This is a genomic window from Siminovitchia thermophila, assembly GCF_016909185.1.
Classification (GTDB): Bacteria; Bacillota; Bacilli; order Bacillales; family Bacillaceae_C; genus Siminovitchia; species Siminovitchia thermophila.
The window spans coordinates 20,955-37,987 of the sequence record NZ_JAFBFH010000013.1 but is presented as its reverse complement, the minus strand read 5'-3'; the positions used below and the strand labels follow the sequence as shown (position 1 = coordinate 37,987).

At 42.3% G+C, this 17,033-nt stretch carries 19 protein-coding genes; 17 read left to right on the top strand and 2 right to left on the bottom strand.

The genetic code is table 11. The features are described 5' to 3' along the window. Nucleotides 1–71 precede the first annotated feature (71 nt). Entirely contained in the window at nt 72–983 is a 912-nt protein-coding gene (gene rarD, locus JOC94_RS10500) for an EamA family transporter RarD (protein WP_077110812.1), read from the top strand. Between the two features lie 5 nt (nt 984–988). Here the strand turns inward: rarD and JOC94_RS10495 are convergent, their stop codons facing one another. Next, nucleotides 989–1,801: an NAD kinase gene (locus JOC94_RS10495; protein ID WP_077110868.1), complete on the bottom strand. Its 813-nt coding sequence runs from the start codon at nt 1,799–1,801 to the stop codon at nt 989–991. 122 nt (nt 1,802–1,923) lie between these two features. On the opposite strand from JOC94_RS10495, the gene sppA reads away from it, so the two are divergent. The 11 genes from sppA (at nt 1,924) to argH (ending at nt 12,122) form a co-directional block, all read left to right on the top strand. Then, nucleotides 1,924–2,925, top strand: coding sequence for a signal peptide peptidase SppA (sppA, locus tag JOC94_RS10490; RefSeq protein ID WP_077110814.1), 1,002 nt, complete (start codon nt 1,924–1,926; stop codon nt 2,923–2,925). Between the two features lie 15 nt (nt 2,926–2,940). Beyond that, nucleotides 2,941–3,411, top strand: coding sequence for an RDD family protein (locus JOC94_RS10485; protein WP_077110816.1), 471 nt, complete (start codon nt 2,941–2,943; stop codon nt 3,409–3,411). A 550-nt stretch (nt 3,412–3,961) separates the two neighbouring features. Next, the gene (locus tag JOC94_RS10480) at nt 3,962–4,651 is read left to right on the top strand and encodes a DUF2953 domain-containing protein (RefSeq protein WP_077110818.1); all 690 of its coding nucleotides are present in this window, start codon (nt 3,962–3,964) and stop codon (nt 4,649–4,651) included. Beyond that, entirely contained in the window at nt 4,557–5,024 is a 468-nt protein-coding gene (ytfJ, locus tag JOC94_RS10475) for a GerW family sporulation protein (RefSeq protein ID WP_077110819.1), read from the top strand. Before JOC94_RS10480 ends, ytfJ begins: the two co-directional genes overlap by 95 nt. Nucleotides 5,025–5,105: 81 nt before the next feature. Further along, complete coding sequence (gene tpx, locus JOC94_RS10470) at nt 5,106–5,600, top strand: thiol peroxidase (RefSeq protein ID WP_077110821.1); 495 nt, start codon at nt 5,106–5,108, stop codon at nt 5,598–5,600. Between the two features lie 160 nt (nt 5,601–5,760). Further along, a complete protein-coding gene (locus JOC94_RS10465) occupies nt 5,761–6,750 on the top strand; it encodes a class I SAM-dependent methyltransferase (protein WP_077110823.1) in 990 nt (329 codons plus the stop codon). A gap of 30 nt (nt 6,751–6,780) precedes the next feature. Beyond that, nucleotides 6,781–7,971: an acetate kinase gene (locus JOC94_RS10460; protein ID WP_077110825.1), complete on the top strand. Its 1,191-nt coding sequence runs from the start codon at nt 6,781–6,783 to the stop codon at nt 7,969–7,971. A gap of 68 nt (nt 7,972–8,039) precedes the next feature. Further along, nucleotides 8,040–8,882, top strand: a complete 843-nt coding sequence (locus JOC94_RS10455) for an EcsC family protein (RefSeq protein ID WP_077110827.1) — start codon at nt 8,040–8,042, stop codon at nt 8,880–8,882. Continuing rightward, nucleotides 8,879–9,385, top strand: a complete 507-nt coding sequence (locus JOC94_RS10450; protein ID WP_077110829.1) for a MogA/MoaB family molybdenum cofactor biosynthesis protein — start codon at nt 8,879–8,881, stop codon at nt 9,383–9,385. Before JOC94_RS10455 ends, JOC94_RS10450 begins: the two co-directional genes overlap by 4 nt. Before the next feature lie 164 nt (nt 9,386–9,549). After that, on the top strand, nt 9,550–10,755 hold the full coding sequence (locus tag JOC94_RS10445; protein ID WP_328799792.1) for an argininosuccinate synthase: 1,206 nt from the start codon (nt 9,550–9,552) through the stop codon (nt 10,753–10,755). Further along, nucleotides 10,752–12,122, top strand: a complete 1,371-nt coding sequence (gene argH / locus JOC94_RS10440) for an argininosuccinate lyase (protein WP_077110832.1) — start codon at nt 10,752–10,754, stop codon at nt 12,120–12,122. The genes JOC94_RS10445 and argH overlap by 4 nt, the downstream gene beginning before the upstream one ends. 216 nt (nt 12,123–12,338) lie before the next feature. Here argH and JOC94_RS10435 read toward each other — a convergent pair whose 3' ends face one another. Continuing rightward, the gene (locus tag JOC94_RS10435) at nt 12,339–12,794 is read right to left on the bottom strand and encodes a universal stress protein (protein ID WP_077110834.1); all 456 of its coding nucleotides are present in this window, start codon (nt 12,792–12,794) and stop codon (nt 12,339–12,341) included. Nucleotides 12,795–13,053: 259 nt separating this feature from the next. Between JOC94_RS10435 and JOC94_RS10430 the strand changes: the two genes are divergently transcribed. The 5 genes from JOC94_RS10430 to JOC94_RS10410 all read left to right on the top strand — a co-directional run bounded on the left by JOC94_RS10430 (nt 13,054) and on the right by JOC94_RS10410 (nt 16,816). Further along, nucleotides 13,054–13,896, top strand: a complete 843-nt coding sequence (locus JOC94_RS10430) for a basic amino acid ABC transporter substrate-binding protein (protein WP_077110836.1) — start codon at nt 13,054–13,056, stop codon at nt 13,894–13,896. Between the two features lie 94 nt (nt 13,897–13,990). Beyond that, nucleotides 13,991–14,647: an amino acid ABC transporter permease gene (locus JOC94_RS10425; RefSeq protein ID WP_077110838.1), complete on the top strand. Its 657-nt coding sequence runs from the start codon at nt 13,991–13,993 to the stop codon at nt 14,645–14,647. Continuing rightward, the gene (locus tag JOC94_RS10420) at nt 14,644–15,366 is read left to right on the top strand and encodes an amino acid ABC transporter ATP-binding protein (RefSeq protein WP_077110840.1); all 723 of its coding nucleotides are present in this window, start codon (nt 14,644–14,646) and stop codon (nt 15,364–15,366) included. The genes JOC94_RS10425 and JOC94_RS10420 overlap by 4 nt, the downstream gene beginning before the upstream one ends. A 663-nt stretch (nt 15,367–16,029) precedes the next feature. Next, complete coding sequence (locus tag JOC94_RS10415) at nt 16,030–16,242, top strand: HNH endonuclease signature motif containing protein (protein WP_139345595.1); 213 nt, start codon at nt 16,030–16,032, stop codon at nt 16,240–16,242. Between the two features lie 34 nt (nt 16,243–16,276). Further along, a complete protein-coding gene (locus tag JOC94_RS10410) occupies nt 16,277–16,816 on the top strand; it encodes an SMI1/KNR4 family protein (RefSeq protein ID WP_077110844.1) in 540 nt (179 codons plus the stop codon). Nucleotides 16,817–17,033: the final 217 nt, after the last annotated feature.

Sequence of the window (17,033 nt, the reverse complement as noted above, 5' to 3'; positions counted from 1 at the left end):
TATAGCCAAATTTCTCAAAATCGGATATAATGAAAATATTTCGAGAAACTAAATATCGGGAGAAATTGGCCATGACTAAAAAAGAGCAAGGCGGCGTTTTTTATGGAACTGCCGCCTACTTTATGTGGGGGATCTTACCTGTTTATTGGAAACTGCTGGATACTATTTCGGCGCAAGAATTATTGGCGCACCGGGTCTTTTGGTCTTTTTGGTTTATGCTTTTGTTAATGGTTTTTAGCAGAAAGTGGAATTTTTTTATGAAAAATGCAAGGGAAGTGATCCGTCGTCCCAAAACGATACTTGCCTTTTTCGCTCTTTCTCTCTTGATCAGCGCCAACTGGTTTATTTTTATTTGGGCGGTCAATGTGGGAAAAGTAGTAGAAACAAGCCTGGGTTATTATATTAACCCGCTTATCAGCATCGTTTTAGGTGTTGTTGTATTAAAAGAAAGGCTGGGGAAAATACATGTCATTTCCTTTTTTCTCGCTTTGGTCGGAGTACTTATTTTGACTTTTGCCTATGGGCAATTTCCGTGGATATCATTTGCTTTGGCTTTATCGTTCGGAATATACGGATTGATTAAAAAAATGGTTGTAATGGATTCAGCTTCGGGGCTGACCATTGAAACGATGTTTGTCATGCCTGTAGCGCTTATCTATTTGGCAGTCCTTGCTGTTAAAGGGGGCGGCTCTTTTTTGTCCGGTTCCTGGAGTGTGGATCTTTTACTTGTGGGATCGGGAGCTGTCACCGCTTTGCCGTTGTTGTTTTTTGCAAAAGGGGTACAGAGGATCCCACTTTATCTAATGGGATTTTTGCAATACATTGCGCCATCCCTCATGTTGATACTCGGTGTGTTCCTGTATAAGGAACCTTTTGGAACGGTCAGGCTTGTCGCTTTTACTTTTATATGGGGAGCGCTCGTCCTATTTTCCCTGTCCTCCGTTAAGTGGACACATGTGCGACAGCGCGATAAAACGGCATAACATCCTTACAAAAAGGTTCTTTTGACTTTTTCCCAAAAAGAATTGTTTTTCAGTTTGACTGTTTTTATATAGCGGTCGCTTAATTGAATATCAACTTCTTTCACATGCTGGATGCTAAGAGCCTCATTGTCCATGCCCATTGTTGGATATTCATTTCCGCCTTGGGCTATTTTCAAGGTCAACGTCCTGTTTTTGCTTAATATGAACGGGGATCCGAGCGTTCGATAGCGATTGCTGTTAACGGAAGCCATTTCACTTACTTGGAGACAGGGCAGGAGCGGATCGACAACGGCTCCCCTGACTGACTTGTTATATGCGGTGCTCCCTGTCGGTGTAGCAATAATCATCCCGTCCCCGCGGAATGTTTCAAAATGAAAGCCGTCTATAAACACGTCCAGTACAAGTGTTTTAATGATTGTGGAGCGAATGGTAAATTCATTCAAACAATAAAAGGAGCCTTCTTCATCAATATCCACTTTAATGACAGGATATTTTCTTACCTCGATTTGCTCCATTGTCATCGCATCGATCATTCCGTGGAGATCATCTATTTGAAAGTCGCAATACAGACCGCGGAAGCGGTCGTCATCAATTCCGACATAAAGAGCATCTTGACGGAATCCTGTTTTCCGAACGGCTTGCAGGAAAGTCCCGTCTCCCCCAATACTGGCAATAATGTTGGCTTCACGAGCGTTTTCAACGATTGTAAAGCCGTGTCTTTCTGCCGTTTCATGAAGAACGGCTATTTTGGCGCTCGCTGCCTTGTCGTTTTGATAGAAAATATGCTTATAGAAAAAGTATATTTTTTTCCGGACCATTTGGTAAATTCTCCCTTCGCCCATTTCACTTTCTTCATGTTCCTTATTTTGATAAAGTTTATCATGAAAGTGAAACCCTTTAAAAGCTTTATCCGTATGTATCATTGGAAGGAGGAAGTCGAATGAATGGAAAAAGGTGGGCCGCACTTGGTATTGCGGCGGGTATATTTTTTGTGTCCATTATAATGAACATGGCCAGTGCTTTTTTCTTTGGCGATTTTAAGAAAATGTTTAAGGAAAATTTTCTGGCAACCCAGACGTTCAGCGAAGAAGTTATGGAGTCTGGAGATCCCATGAAGCGGATTGCTGTTTTAAATGTGGATGGGGTTATTCAGGATACAGGTGAAGCACCTTCCTTCATGTCGGAAGGATATTTTCACAGAGACTTTATGAAGCAATTAAATCAGGTTAAAGACGATGACAGTATCAAAGGAATCGTTCTCAATGTAAACACCCCAGGAGGCGGTACGAAAGAGTCGGCTGAAATTCATGACAAATTAGTCGAAATTCAAAAAGAGACGAAAAAGCCCGTTTATGTATCGATGGGCTCTATGGCTGCATCTGGAGGATATTATATATCAGCATCTGCTGATAAAATTTTCGCAACTCCTGAAACGATCACCGGTTCTCTCGGTGTGATCATGCAAAGCTTAAATTATAGCGAATTGGCTGATAAGGTCGGTATCGACTATAAAACGATCAAAAGCGGCAAATTTAAAGATATTATGAGTCCGTCGAGAGAAATGACAGATGAAGAAGCCCAGATCCTTCAAAGCATGATAGAAAACTCGTACAACGGCTTTGTCAAGGTCATTGCTGATGGGCGGGGCATGTCTGAGGACGAAGTCCGGAAAATCGCCGATGGCCGCATATATGACGGTTATCAGGCGAAGGAATTAAATCTGATAGACGAGTTCGGTTATAGTGAAGATGCGATTGAAAGAATGAAAAAAGACCATAAACTGCAAGGTGCCGAAGTAATTCGATTTACTTCCGACGCCGGCTTTGGATCGTTTTTCAGCGTGGCAGCCCAAAAATTATCAGGAACATCTGGGGTAAATGAGCTTCTCCACGCCTTGAATCGTCCAAATTCACCGCGGCTCATGTATTTATACACGCAATAAGGGAGGTGGCAATGAATGGATGAACTGCAACCTGACAAGACGGCAGCATGGGAATATGGCGGATTTTGGATGCGGTTTTGGGCTTATTTACTTGACTTGCTTGTGATCGCCGGTATCAATGGCATCTTAATCAAGCCGATTTTTCGCCTTCTCGATCTTTCATTAGACGCGAGTGGGATTTTTACACCCATTAATATCACAACGGCTGTCGTATTTTATGTATATTTTATTTTGATGACAAAGTTTTTTGGCCAGACACTTGGAAAAATGGTCTTTGGATTAAAAGTCGTCCCCCTCAACGATCGGGAATTAAGCTGGACAACGGTTATTTTTCGGGAATGGATCGGACGTTATATTTCTGCCACTTTTCAGATCTTGTATGTAATAGCCGCTTTCACGCCAAAGAAACAGGCACTGCATGATTTGTTTGCCGAGACAACCGTTATACACGAGCGTTCCAACACGATGAAACCTGCCTATGAGTAGGGCAAGGTTAGATTCTAACTGCATAGGAATTGCTCAAAAAGAACGAGTTAAATCGAAATATGGGCTAGATGAAAAGTGGATGGAAATTTTTTCAAGTTGCAAGTAATCGTAAAAATGGATTGTAATTCCAAAGCCGCGAGTAACTGGTAAAAGTGGCTAGTAATATCCAAAGTCTCGAGTAACTGGCAAAAGTGGCTAGTAATATCCAAAAAGTACGAGTAACTCAAAAAAAGTGGATAGTAATTCTTGCAAGTTGCAAGTAAGTCGCACAAGGTAATTCCCACAAGTTGCAAGTATAATTTGCAAAATGGATCGTAATTTCCAAAGTCTCGAGTAAGAGGATGCGCAAATCCCACAAGTAGGGCGTAACTCACAAAAGACGATCGTAACGCCCGAACGTCGATATGAAATGGGAAAAAATATAAAATCTCTCCAAAACGGCGAATGGATTTGCCGTGCTTAAGCTTTCGAGGGTTTTTCAATAACCTGCCTATAAAGAGGCAGGTTTATTTTTTTTTTCATACGGCAAAACTGATGCCGGAGGTAGCTTATGGGTACGGTTTTGATTACAGCGATGATGGTGGCAGGCTTGTTGGTCATTTTCATCCTGTTATCCAATATAAAAGTTTCATTACAGTTGAGCGCGGATGTTTCCAAGTGCATCTTATCCATTCAAATACGTTTTTTATACGGACTCATTCGGATCAATAGAAATGTTGATCTTAAAAAGCTTGCTGAAAAGTTGAAAGAAAACAAAACGGCGGAAGAGGTTTTTCGTTTCCGGGAAAAAATAAAGGATGAAGCCAATGTTGAAAAAATGAAAGGGATTAAGTCTTTTTTATGGAAGCAGTTTCCGAAGATACAAATTCACCGGTTCGTTTGGCATTCCAGCGTCGGCTTGAATGATGCTGCCGCAACAGGGGTTTTGTCCGGTGCTGTTTGGGCTTTAAAAGGGACGGCTTCCGCCTGGCTTAAAAGCTTATCCTGCATGAAATGTGAGCCGGAAATCTCCCTTGATCCTTCTTTTCAATCCTACTCAGCGAAAACGAACCTTTCATGTATGGTATCGATCCGGACAGGAAAAGCTATATGGACGATACTGCAACTATATTTACAACGGAAAAAGTTACAAAATGGGAGGACAGATGATGGAACATCCAATCAAAGGTGTAATGACAACGGCCATGGAGAATCTAAAGGAAATGATCGATGTGAACACGATCATCGGCGATCCGGTTGAAATTCCTGATGGCGGTGTGATTTTAACAGTTTCTAAAGTAGGGTTCGGGTTTGCCATGGGAGGAAGCGAATTTTCGGCAGGAAGCAAATCGGGAGGAGGTTATGATGAGGAGTCGACAGACCTGCCGTTTGGCGGTGGAAGCGGCGGGGGAGTGTCCATCACGCCTATTGCCTTTTTGGTCGTCAATTCCGATGGCGTCAATATGCTTCACCTTGAACAGAATACTCATCTGCTTGAAAAAATGATGGATATGGCTCCCGCGGCGATCGAAAAAGTCCAATGGTTTATGAAAAACAGTCAATCTGCCAAGAACAAGCATTCTTCCGATGAAAAACATGACCAAAAGGATAAAAGATTGGATTATCATATTTAGTTTTTTTCTGGCATCTTTTTCCTTGCCATTTCGAATAAAATCCATCATGATGGGAGATATAATCGACAAGGGGGAATGTTTATGCCAGCAGTGACATTTGGCGGCAATCCGGTTACACTTGATGGAAATCCAGTCAAACCGGGAGATGCAGCACCTGATTTTACCGTTTTGGCCCAAGACTTGTCAGAAGTGAAGTTGAGCGATTTTAGCGGCGTGCGCGTCATCAGTGTTGTTCCATCCGTGGATACGGGAGTATGCGCGGTACAAACAAAACGTTTTAATGAAGAAACAGCCCTTAAAAATGCGACTGTTTTAACCATTTCTGCAGACTTGCCGTTTGCCCAAAAACGATGGGCCCAGGAAAATGGCCTTGACGACGCCAAGATTTTTTCAGACCACCGTGACCTGTCTTTTGGACAAGCCTACGGGGTTGTCATAAAAGAATTCAGGCTTCTTGCCCGCAGCGTATTCGTCATCGACAGCAATAATCAAATAGCTTATGCAGAATATGTTAGTGAAGTAACCGATCATCCTGATTACGAAGCTGCCATCGAAGCAGTAAAAAATGCGAAGTAACAAGATCTAATCCCCGGTAAGGGGATTTTTTTCTTTCACGGCAATGACCTTCTAAGTCAGTGGCCAAATTGAAAATATATTAGCGAAACAGCAAATCCTTGTTAACAAGACGTTGCAAAGATAAAATAAGTAAGAGTAGTTTGTCGCGGGAGGTAGAACGTTGAAAACATTTCCAATCGAAAAACTGTTTGAAGTGATCAATGAAACAACTGAAATATTACAAGAAGAATTAAAGTGCACCTATTTGGAAGCTCTTGCTGAAACAGGGGATAACCTGTTTCACCAAAAGGTTATGCAAGCTGAACTGAGCGAGCTGACTGAAAAAAGATTGGCGAAAAAGTATTCAGAGATTCAGCTTTCAGCCTACCATAACGAAGAAATCCGCAAGGCATACCAATTTGCCATTTTAAAAGGTATGAAGAACCATGTCCAGCAAAACCATCAAATGACACCGGACACCATCGGATATTTTATCAGCTATCTGCTTCCAAAATTTATGAATGGGAAAAATGAAATTCGGCTTCTCGATCATGCCGCCGGGACAGGCAACTTACTGACAACCATTTTAAATAAAAAAGCACCGGACGTGAACATGCATGCTTATGCCGTCGAGGTAGACGATATTTTGATCAGGCTGGCATACACCGGAGCAAATCTGTTGATGCATCCGATCGAGTTATTCCATCAAGATGGGCTTGGCCCTTTGTTGATCGATCCGGTTGATGCCGTTGTCTGCGACTTGCCAGTGGGCTACTATCCAAATGATGAACGAGCTGCGGAATTTACTTTAAAAAGTGATGAAGGCCATTCTTATGCCCATCATCTCTTCATTGAGCAGGGACTTAACTATACGAAGCCGGGAGGATATTTATTTTTCCTTATTCCAAACGATTTATTTGAAACAAAAGAAGCGCCAAAACTGAAGCAATTCTTAAAAGAAACAGCTTACATTCAGGCAGTCTTGCAATTGCCGTTTTCCATGTTCGCGAATAGTCAGGCGGCAAAGAGCATTTTTATCATTCAAAAAAAGAAACCTGGGATTAAGCCGCCCCAAGAAGTGCTCTTGGCTGCTCTTCCAAAGCTGTCCAATAAAGAAGCATTGGACAAAATATTGGTTAAGATGGAAAAATGGTTTCAGGAAAACAAATAAAATAAACAGACCGCTAAAGGATGATTTTTATTGGCTAAAGTAATTGCTGTTAATGCGGGCAGCTCTTCGATTAAGTTTCAGCTTTTCGATATGCCGGAGGAGAAAGTGATAGGGAAGGGGCTGATAGAAAGAATCGGCCTGCCCAACGGTCTGGTGGCCATGACGATTGAAGGAGAAAGGCTGAAGGAAAAAGCAGATATTCCCAATCATGAAGCGGCGATAAAGCTTTTGCTTGACCGTATGATGGCGAATGGGGCGATTAACTCCCCGGAAGAGGTGGGCGGGATTGGCCACCGGGTTGTGCACGGCGGAGAAATCTTTCATGATTCAGTGCCCATAACACCAAAAACGTTAGAAAAAATGGAGCAACTGATAGAACTTGCTCCATTGCATAATCCGGCCAATATTGTCGGGATAAAAGAATGTCAAAAAGCCCTTCCCTCTGTGCCGCAGGTTGCTGTTTTTGATACGGCATTTCACCAAACTATGCCCGAAAGCTCCTATTTATACAGTCTTCCATACGAGTATTACCAAAAATATGGCATTCGAAAATATGGCTTTCATGGAACATCGCATAAGTATGTATCACAGCGGGCGGCTGAGCTTCTTGGAAGGCCCCTTGAACAGCTTCGCCTCATTTCCTGCCATCTTGGAAATGGAGCGAGCATCGCCGCCATCAAAGGAGGAAAGTCGATCGACACGTCGATGGGGTTCACGCCGCTCGCCGGGGTGACGATGGGAACAAGGTCAGGAAATATCGACCCCGCGCTAATCCCCTACTTAATGGAAAAAACAGGGAAGTCCGCAGACGAAATCTTGGATATTTTAAATAAAAAATCCGGTCTGCTTGGTGTTTCCGGTTTTTCAAGCGACCTTCGCGATATTGAATTGGAAGCAGGCAGAGGAAATCACCGCGCAGAACTGGCATTGGACATATTTGCTGACCGTATTCATAAATACTTGGGATCTTATGCCGCCCGCATGTCGGGGGTGGATGCGATCATTTTTACCGCGGGAATCGGGGAGAACAGCGATGTGATCCGCGCGAAGGTGTTAAGCGGCCTTCAATTTATGGGTGTGTATTGGGACCCGGATTTAAATAAAATCCGCGGCAAAGAGGCTTTTCTAAATTATCCGCATTCGCCGGTAAAAGTTCTTGTCATACCGACAAATGAAGAGCTCATGATTGCGCGCGATGTAATGCGTCTAGTAATTCACTGAATCTATTTTTTGTGTTTTTACTCTTACTTTTTTATACTTAAGAATAAAACGATGAAGGGATGATTGCAATGGATTGGACAAAAAGGGAAGCAGTCGTTTGGGAAGAGTTGCAAGAATGGCGGCAATCAATGTTTGAACATGAACCGACCGATTTTGAGAACGCATACGATAAATGGATAGACCAAGTCTTTTCATTATTGCCTGATTCATTGCAAATTCAATTTTTTGAAAAAGTGGATGGATGGCTTTTCCATTTAAATTCATTGCTTCGGGGATCGCAATTGCAGTCCGAAGCGCCTAAAAAAATCTTGAGTGTTGCCAGGTCAATGAGCGGAGACATCGAAACATTAGCCGATTTGAGAAGGCTTTCTGTAGACAAGCTGACGTATTTGGCAGAACAGCAGGCGGCAAGACACAGATTATACTCCCTCATCCAAGGCGGTATGACCGGATCAGGGAAAGCCATATGGGTGAGCAGCGATTTTCTGGCCATGCTCGTCATTAACCTGCGAGCCATCCAGTTGACCGCGATGTCATTCGGTTATAATGTCCAGTCCCCCGCCGGCCTCCTTGAAACATTGAAAGTATACCACACAGCCATTATGCCGAACCGCCTTAAAATGTTCGGCTGGGAAGATCTGATGAACGACTTGAAAAAAGAGGGAGAGGAATATTACTACGACATTCCCGAACGAGTGACGGACCAGTCTTGGATTGACGAGCCAATGAAACAAGTTTTAAAAACAGCGTTGATTGTCATGTTTGCCAAGAAAAAAATATCCGGCCAGCCGTTTCTTTCCATGCTGATCGGTGCGGGCATCAACTACAGGACGACTAGAAATATTACTGAATTTGCTTTAAAGTATTACCAATATAAACATTTGCTTCAAAAAGGCGGCGGAGAACTATGAGTGTCCATGAGCATAAAAAAGAAGCGCCGCGCTCAGTCCGCTGTGCTGTTATCACAGTCAGTGACACAAGAACGGAAGAGACGGATAAAAGCGGAAAGTTAATAAAAGAACTCTTACAAGCACACGGGCATTCTATTGAGTATTATGAAATGGCCAAAGATGACGGAGAGACTATTCAAGCGGCATTCGTCAATGCCATCCGGCAGCCAGAAGTACAAGCCGTCATTGTCAATGGCGGGACGGGAATAGCCAAACGAGACGTCACGATTGAAACGCTCGTTCCGTTATTTGATAAAGAAATTGTCGGTTTTGGCGAGTTGTTTCGAATGATCAGCTATACGGAGGATATTGGCTCTGCTGCCATGCTGTCAAGAGCGGCGGCAGGCGTATGCCAAGATAAAGCTGTATTTATCACCCCTGGATCAAGCGGTGCCGTCAAGCTGGCTATGAAAAAATTAATTTTGAACGAATTGGGACATATCATCAGGGAAATACAAAAATAATGGCAGGGACTACCCGATTTTTCGGTGAGTCCCTGTTATTATTTTTATACATAATGATGAATAAGTATTGTACAATAGCGAAATGTGTGTTATTATCTCTTATATTAAATGATTAATTATAAACATTCATGTATAACTATACACCCCAAACGGAGGTTTTTTGTGTGAAAAAGAAAGTTGTTCTCGCTTATTCCGGAGGGTTGGACACCTCTGTTGCAGTAAAATGGTTTATTGATCAAGGATATGAAGTTGTCGCCTGTTGCCTCGATGTCGGCGAGGGAAAAGACTTGAATTTTGTAAAAGAAAAAGCTTTGACAATGGGCGCTGTTAAAAGCTATATGATTGATGCAAAAGAAGAATTCGCCAATGAATATGTGCTTCCCGCACTTCAGGCGCATGCTTTGTACGAGAACAAATATCCGCTCGTTTCCGCTTTATCCAGACCGCTAATCGCGAAAAAGCTTGTGGAGGTGGCTGAAAAAGAAAATGCGGATGCGGTGGCTCACGGATGTACAGGAAAAGGGAACGACCAGGTCCGTTTTGAAGTTTCCATTAAAGCGTTGAACCCCAACTTGGAAGTATTGGCGCCTGTCCGTGATTGGAGCTGGTCCCGTGAAGAAGAAATTGAATATGCAAAAGAAAAAGGTGTCCCCATTCCAATTGACTTGGACAGCCCGTTCTCCATTGACCAAAACCTTTGGGGAAGAAGCAACGAATGCGGGATTTTGGAAGATCCGTGGGCCGCACCTCCAGAAAATGCGTATGAATTGACAGCAGCATTGGAAGATACGCCGGACACACCGGATGTCATTGAAATTGAGTTTGAAAAAGGCGTACCAGTTGCGGTTGACGGAAAAAAATACCCATTAAGTGAATTGATCCTTCACTTGAATACGCTGGCCGGAAAGCATGGTGTCGGCAGAATCGACCATGTTGAAAATCGACTTGTCGGCATTAAGTCCCGCGAAGTGTACGAATGCCCCGGAGCCGTTACTCTACTAACCGCCCATAAGGAATTGGAAGACTTGACCCTTGTAAAAGATATCGGCCACTTCAAACCTGTGATCGGCAAGAAGTTGACAGAACTTATTTATGATGGTCTCTGGTTCTCACCGCTCACACCGGCACTCCAAGCATTCTTGAAAGAAACACAGCAATATGTCAATGGGACGGTACGCGTCAAGCTGTTTAAAGGACATGCGATCGTTGAAGGCAGAAAATCACCGAACTCGCTTTACAATGAAAAACTTGCTACGTATACAGCGGATGATGAATTTGACCAATCTGCCTCTGTCGGTTTCATAAAGCTCTGGGGATTGCCGACGGAAGTGCACAGCACGATCCATAAAAAGGATAAAGTCCAACAATGAAAAAATTGTGGGGAGGCCGCTTTTCCAAGACGCCAGAGCAATGGATCGAGGAGTTTGGGGCCTCCATCTCCTTTGATCAGCAATTAGTTTTGGAAGACATTGACGGTTCGCTCGCACACGTGAAAATGCTCGGTAAAACAGGCATTCTTTCACAAGACGAATGTGAACAGATCCAAGCCGGCCTATTGAAACTGAAGAAAAAAGCGCAGGCAGGAGAATTGGAATATTCCGTTTCCGAAGAGGATATCCATTTAAATATTGAAAAGATGCTCATTGAAGAAATCGGGCCGGTCGGGGGCAAGCTTCATACGGGAAGAAGCCGAAACGATCAAGTGGCAACCGATATGCATTTGTACTTGAAAAAGCAAGTCAAGGTCATCATAGCGCATATAAAAGAATTGCAGGCGGCTCTAGTAACACAGGCAGAAAAAAACGTGGAGACCATTTTACCGGGTTACACGCATTTGCAAAGAGCGCAACCTGTCTCTTTCGGTCATCATTTATTAGCCTATTTCTGGATGTTGGAGCGAGATAAGCAACGGTTCGAAGAGAGCTTGAAAAGAATCGATATATCGCCGTTGGGAGCCAGTGCGTTGGCAGGGACGACTTTTCCGATTGACCGCCACTATTCGGCGGAAATGCTCGGCTTTTCCAGTGTATATGAAAACAGTATGGATGCTGTCAGCGACCGTGACTTTATCGTGGAATTTTTGAGCAATTCGGCCTTGGCCATTACTCATTTAACGAGGCTGGCCGAGGAAATGATTCTATGGTCGAGCAAAGAGTTCAGCTTTATTGAACTTGATGACACGTATGCAACGGGAAGCAGCATCATGCCGCAGAAGAAAAATCCCGATATGGCAGAACTGATCAGGGGAAAAAGCGGAAGAGTGTTCGGAAATCTTATTTCCATGCTGACGATTTTAAAAGGCTTGCCACTGACATATAACAAGGATATGCAAGAAGACAAAGAAGGCATGTTTGATACAGTCCATACAATGGTCGGTTCATTGAAAATCTTTGCCGGAATGGTTGAAACGATGGCGGTAAAGGCAGATGTTATGAAAGAAGCTGTCAATCAGGATTTCTCGAATGCGACCGAACTGGCCGACTATTTGGCGGCCAAAGGCATTCCGTTCCGTGAAGCGCATGAAATCGTTGGAAAGCTTGTTCTCTACTGCATTCATAAAAACTGTTATTTATTGGATCTTTCTTTGGAAGAGTTCAAGGACGCTTGCGATAAAATTTCCGATGATGTTTATAACGTACTGTCACCGATCGAAGCGGTAAGAAGAAGAAATTCCTATGGCGGTACGGGATTTGAGCAAGTAAAAATACAATTGGAACGAGCTAAGAAACTCATATAAAAGAGCGTTTCCCGTAAGGAAGGGATAACGCTCTTTTCCTGGAACAACCGCCTCGGCGTCTTTGCTGAGATGGTAATATGCTCTGCTTGATTGCCGTTTCCGCAATGTTTTCAATGCGGTATTCAACGTTGTTCTTTACCAGATTTCGTTGGTTGAAATGCTGTTTCTTCGCAATTTGTTAGGCATTGCCACTAAGGCTGCGCGTCTTGGTTTTTCTTATGATTGTTCAACTTCCGTTCTAACGACCAGGACATCACATTTTGCGGAACGGGTGATGTTCTCGGAGACGCTCCCGATCAACAGGCGTTCAACCGCGTTAAGGCCGGTGGCGCCACAGACGATCAGATCAATATTCAAGTCTCTTGCCACTTCTTTTGAAATAACGACTTTAGGAGACCCATGTTCAATCATCGTATGTACATTCGAAAGACCTTCGGATTCGGCTTCTTTACGATAGCCTTCGAGCAGTTCTTCGGCATAGGCCCTTGCTTTTTCCGCCATCGTTACATCATAAGCTTCGATAGCACCATATGACCGGGTATCCACAACATGGATAAGGTTCAGCTTTGCGTTATTGTTTCGTTTGGCAATTTGTACCGCTTTTTTAAATGCCCATTCTGCCTGTTTTGATCCATCAACTGCAACGAGAATGTTTTTATAAGATAATTCCATTTTGAAACGCCTCCTTTTTTATTATTTTATCATTTATATACAAATATTTCTCTTTTTTACGATATTGAAACATGAAAACTTTACGAACAAAAAAAGAAAATCCAATATGGACGTTTCTATATGCGAAATAAAAATAGGGCAATTTTAAATAATACAAATAATTGTATTGATTATAAAACGATTACAAGCTATCATTTTATAATGTGATCATACGAAATTTCATCAAGATACGACAGTATCAAGAGGAGGATCTATAGTGATGTATTCTATAAAAAAATCTTTTATGGCCGTTTTGGCCGGATCTGCCCTGCTTTTGGCAGCCTGTGGGGGAGGCGGCGGAGATACCAAATCGGGAGAATCGAAGGATGGGCAAAAATCGGGAGATAAAAAAGTGTTGAATGTTGGTACAGAAGCAACCTTTATTCCTTTTGAGTTTATGGAAAAAGGTGAGGTAACCGGATTTGATGTGGACTTGCTAAATGCGGTTGCCGAGGAAGCTGGGTATGAAGTGAAAATTGAAAATACCGGATGGGATGCCATGCTCGCGGGATTGCAGGGCGGACAGATTGACATCGGCATGGCGGGAATCACGATGACAGACGAACGTAAAAAAACATATGATTTTTCGAAACCGTACTTTGAATCCATCGGTATGATTGCTTTTAAAGAAGGAGCTGATATTAAAAGCGCTGAAGATATAAAAGGCAAGAAAATTGGCGTGCAAAATGGGACGACGGGACAATTTAACGCGGAAGAAGTTGTAGGAGAAAACTCCCCGGATATTTCCAAATACGAATCTGCGGCACTTATGTTCCAAGCATTGCAAAGTGACAATGTGGATGTCGTCGTAACCGACAAAGCCGTTGCAGAAGCATATAAGAAGAAATATCCTGATAGCAACATTCAAACAATTACTGATGACAAAGCATTTGCCATTGAGCATTATGGGATTGCCTTCCAGAAAGGAAGCGAATTGAAAGCCGAGTTTGATCAAGCACTTGATACGATATTGGATAACGGCAAGTACGCCGAAATTTATAAAAAATGGTTTGATGGTGCAGAGCCGGATATAGAAGCTCTACGTAAAGCGGCGAAAGAATGATTACATGCGGCTGTCCATTAACTGATGGATGGCCGTTTTTTCAGTTAAGTATGTAACGGCCGATTCGAATCGTAACAAAGAAAGGTGAAAACCATTGAATATTCGCTTTGACATTATTACTGAATATATTCCATTCTTTTTAAAGGGTACTTTATTAACCTTGGGTCTGACATTAGCAGGGACTTTGATCGGGCTCATTTTAGGCTTGATGATTGGATTGGGAAAAATGGCCAATTCTGCTGTCGTTCGCTTTCCTTTCGTTTGGTATATTAACTTTTTCCGGGGAACTCCTTTCCTGGTGCAAATATTTCTGATACATTTCGGGGTTGTACCACTCTTTATGACACCAGCCAATCCAATCGTATCAGCTATTATTGCCCTTTCTCTGAACTCTTCAGCGTATATTGCGGAAATCTTTCGCGCTGGAATCCAGTCGATTGACAAGGGGCAAATGGAAGCGGCGCGTTCTCTTGGCATGAGTCATAACCAAGCGATGAAGCTCGTCATTTTACCGCAGGCCATCAAGCGGATGATCCCTCCTCTTGGAAATGAATTTATTGTGTTATTAAAAGAAACATCATTGGCGGCCATTATTGCTGCGCCTGAATTGATGTATTGGGGACGAGCGGCTCAAGGTGCCCATATGACCGTATGGGAACCATATATTACAGTCGCCATCATTTACCTCATCCTCACACTTTCTTTAACACAGCTCATGAACTATATTGAAAGGAGAATGAGGACCGAATGATCTCTGTAAAAAACTTAAAAAAATCTTTTGGGGACAATGAAGTCCTCAAGGATATTTCTCTTGAAGTAAAGCCTCAAGAAGTGGTCGTTGTCATCGGGCCGTCTGGTTCAGGGAAATCTACATTTATTCGTTGTTTAAATCTGCTTGAATCTGTAACGGGAGGACAAGTGATCGTTGACGGAAAAGACTTGACAAATAAAAAAACGGACATTAATGAAGTCCGCAAAAATGTCGGTATGGTCTTCCAACACTTTAATTTGTTTCCCCACAAGACCATTTTAGAAAACATTACAATGGCCCCCATTCATGTAAAAGGACTGGCAAAACAGGAAGCCGAACAAAAAGCAGTCGATCTGCTGGCCAAAGTAGGCCTGTCCGATAAAGCTTCCGCCTATCCCGATTCACTCTCTGGCGGACAAAAACAGCGAGTGGCCATTGCCCGGGCTTTGGCCATGGAGCCAAAAATAATGTTGTTTGACGAACCAACATCGGCTCTGGACCCCGAAATGGTCGGCGAAGTCCTGGAAGTCATGAAGCGGCTTGCAAAAGACGGCATGACCATGATTGTTGTCACACATGAAATGGGCTTCGCGCGTGAAGTCGGAGATCGTGTGATTTTTATGGATAACGGCTATATTGTCGAAGAAAATGACCCCTCTGAATTGTTCAGCAATCCACAGCACGAGCGGACAAAAGCATTTTTGAGCAAAATATTATAAACATACAGGCGGAAGAAAATAAATTGTTTTCTTCCGCCTGATTTATTGTCTTGGATGCCGTTTCCCTGGACCATCATGGTATAAAATTACTTTTTATGGAAAATCCGGGCATGCCGACGCGCCCTCCAATGGACCGATTCAATGCACTCGTGGCAGCGGGGAAATTTATTGATGAGCTTCGGCAACTGCCCAAGCAGGTAAGTTCATCTGCAGTCGCAACTATTGGAATAATATCCGTCGAACCCTATGGAACAATGTGATTTACGAAGAGGTCACTCTGTTTGTGGATATTCGTGATATATTTGAAGAAAAAGAGAAATGGTAATGGAGGTAAATGTTTCATTCGTTGATAATGCCCATAAGTTAAAAAATTGACATAGAACCTTTAATTATTTAGAGTGCGACCAAAAGAAATCCTTTTACAACTCTGCTGCATGGAGATTTCAATCCACGCGCTCATATAGGTATTGTCGATCTTTTATAAAAAACATAATATTTTAAAATTTGTGCAGGTTTTTTCAATAATATGTTGAAGATACTTTAGTACAACAGGTTATCCATAAACGCTTACTTAATAAAAAAGCACAACCATATCCAGAAATTAGACATACTGCTTTTAACGGAATGGATTTGCCTATGCCTGCTAGGGCGGATTACCGTGAAGTGCCTAAAGAAAAGAGAGTGGACCCATTAACTAGTGAAGAAAGAGGGCAATATATTAAAAGATTTATTGATACTTACAAAGATCCTAAATGGGATTGGAGTAAATATGATATTCACCATGTAGTCCCAATACAATATGGAGGGGATCATAGTTTTGATAATTTATTTCCGTTACCTAGAGATATACATCAACAGGTAGTAACTCCTTGGTAGAGAGCTTACTAAAGTTCAAGGAGGGGGTCTATAAATGTTAATAAAAAAAACCTTAGATAATTTGAAACAACAACTAAAAAAAAATAACAACAGATTAGAACTTATTTTTTCCAAAGGTAAAGTCATAACCGTAGGTTGTAGTTTTAATCCTCCAGCAGATCCAGAAGCTTTAAAGCAGGTTCAGGAAAATAATGACTGGGATATACCAAAGGATTATGAAGCGTTCTTATTACAGCATAACGGGGCACAATTGCTTCAAGCGTATCTTGGTGATATGAACATTGGCGGAGGCTTAATATTGTTTTCGTTAGATGAAGTCATCCAAGCTCATCAAAATCTTTCTATGGATCACATGTTTTATCCGATTGGCATGGTAAGTGAAGAGTATCTTATGGTGAAAAATAACAAAAATACGCCAAACTATCTTTATATTGAATATTTAGACCCCGCACCATTAAACATGAATCTTGAATTATTTGTTGACCGGTATATCGTTTCGAGTGGTGATATCTTTTGGGAATGGCCGAGATTGGATGCAATCAATTACTATAAGTTTTATTCAACATTCAAATGAACAAAAGCGTCTCATCACTATTTTGACATAGCGATGATCGGGATTTTTTAACACATATAGGGGCTGGGACATAAGTTGAAAGCTGATTCATATTCGTAAAAATCGTCAGAATAAAACCGCGTGAAATCAAGGTTTTAGGGGGAACCACCCTTTTAAACGTGATTCCATGCGGTTTATTTCATTTTTACAGGGTTTTTTCACGGCCCTTTTGCTATTG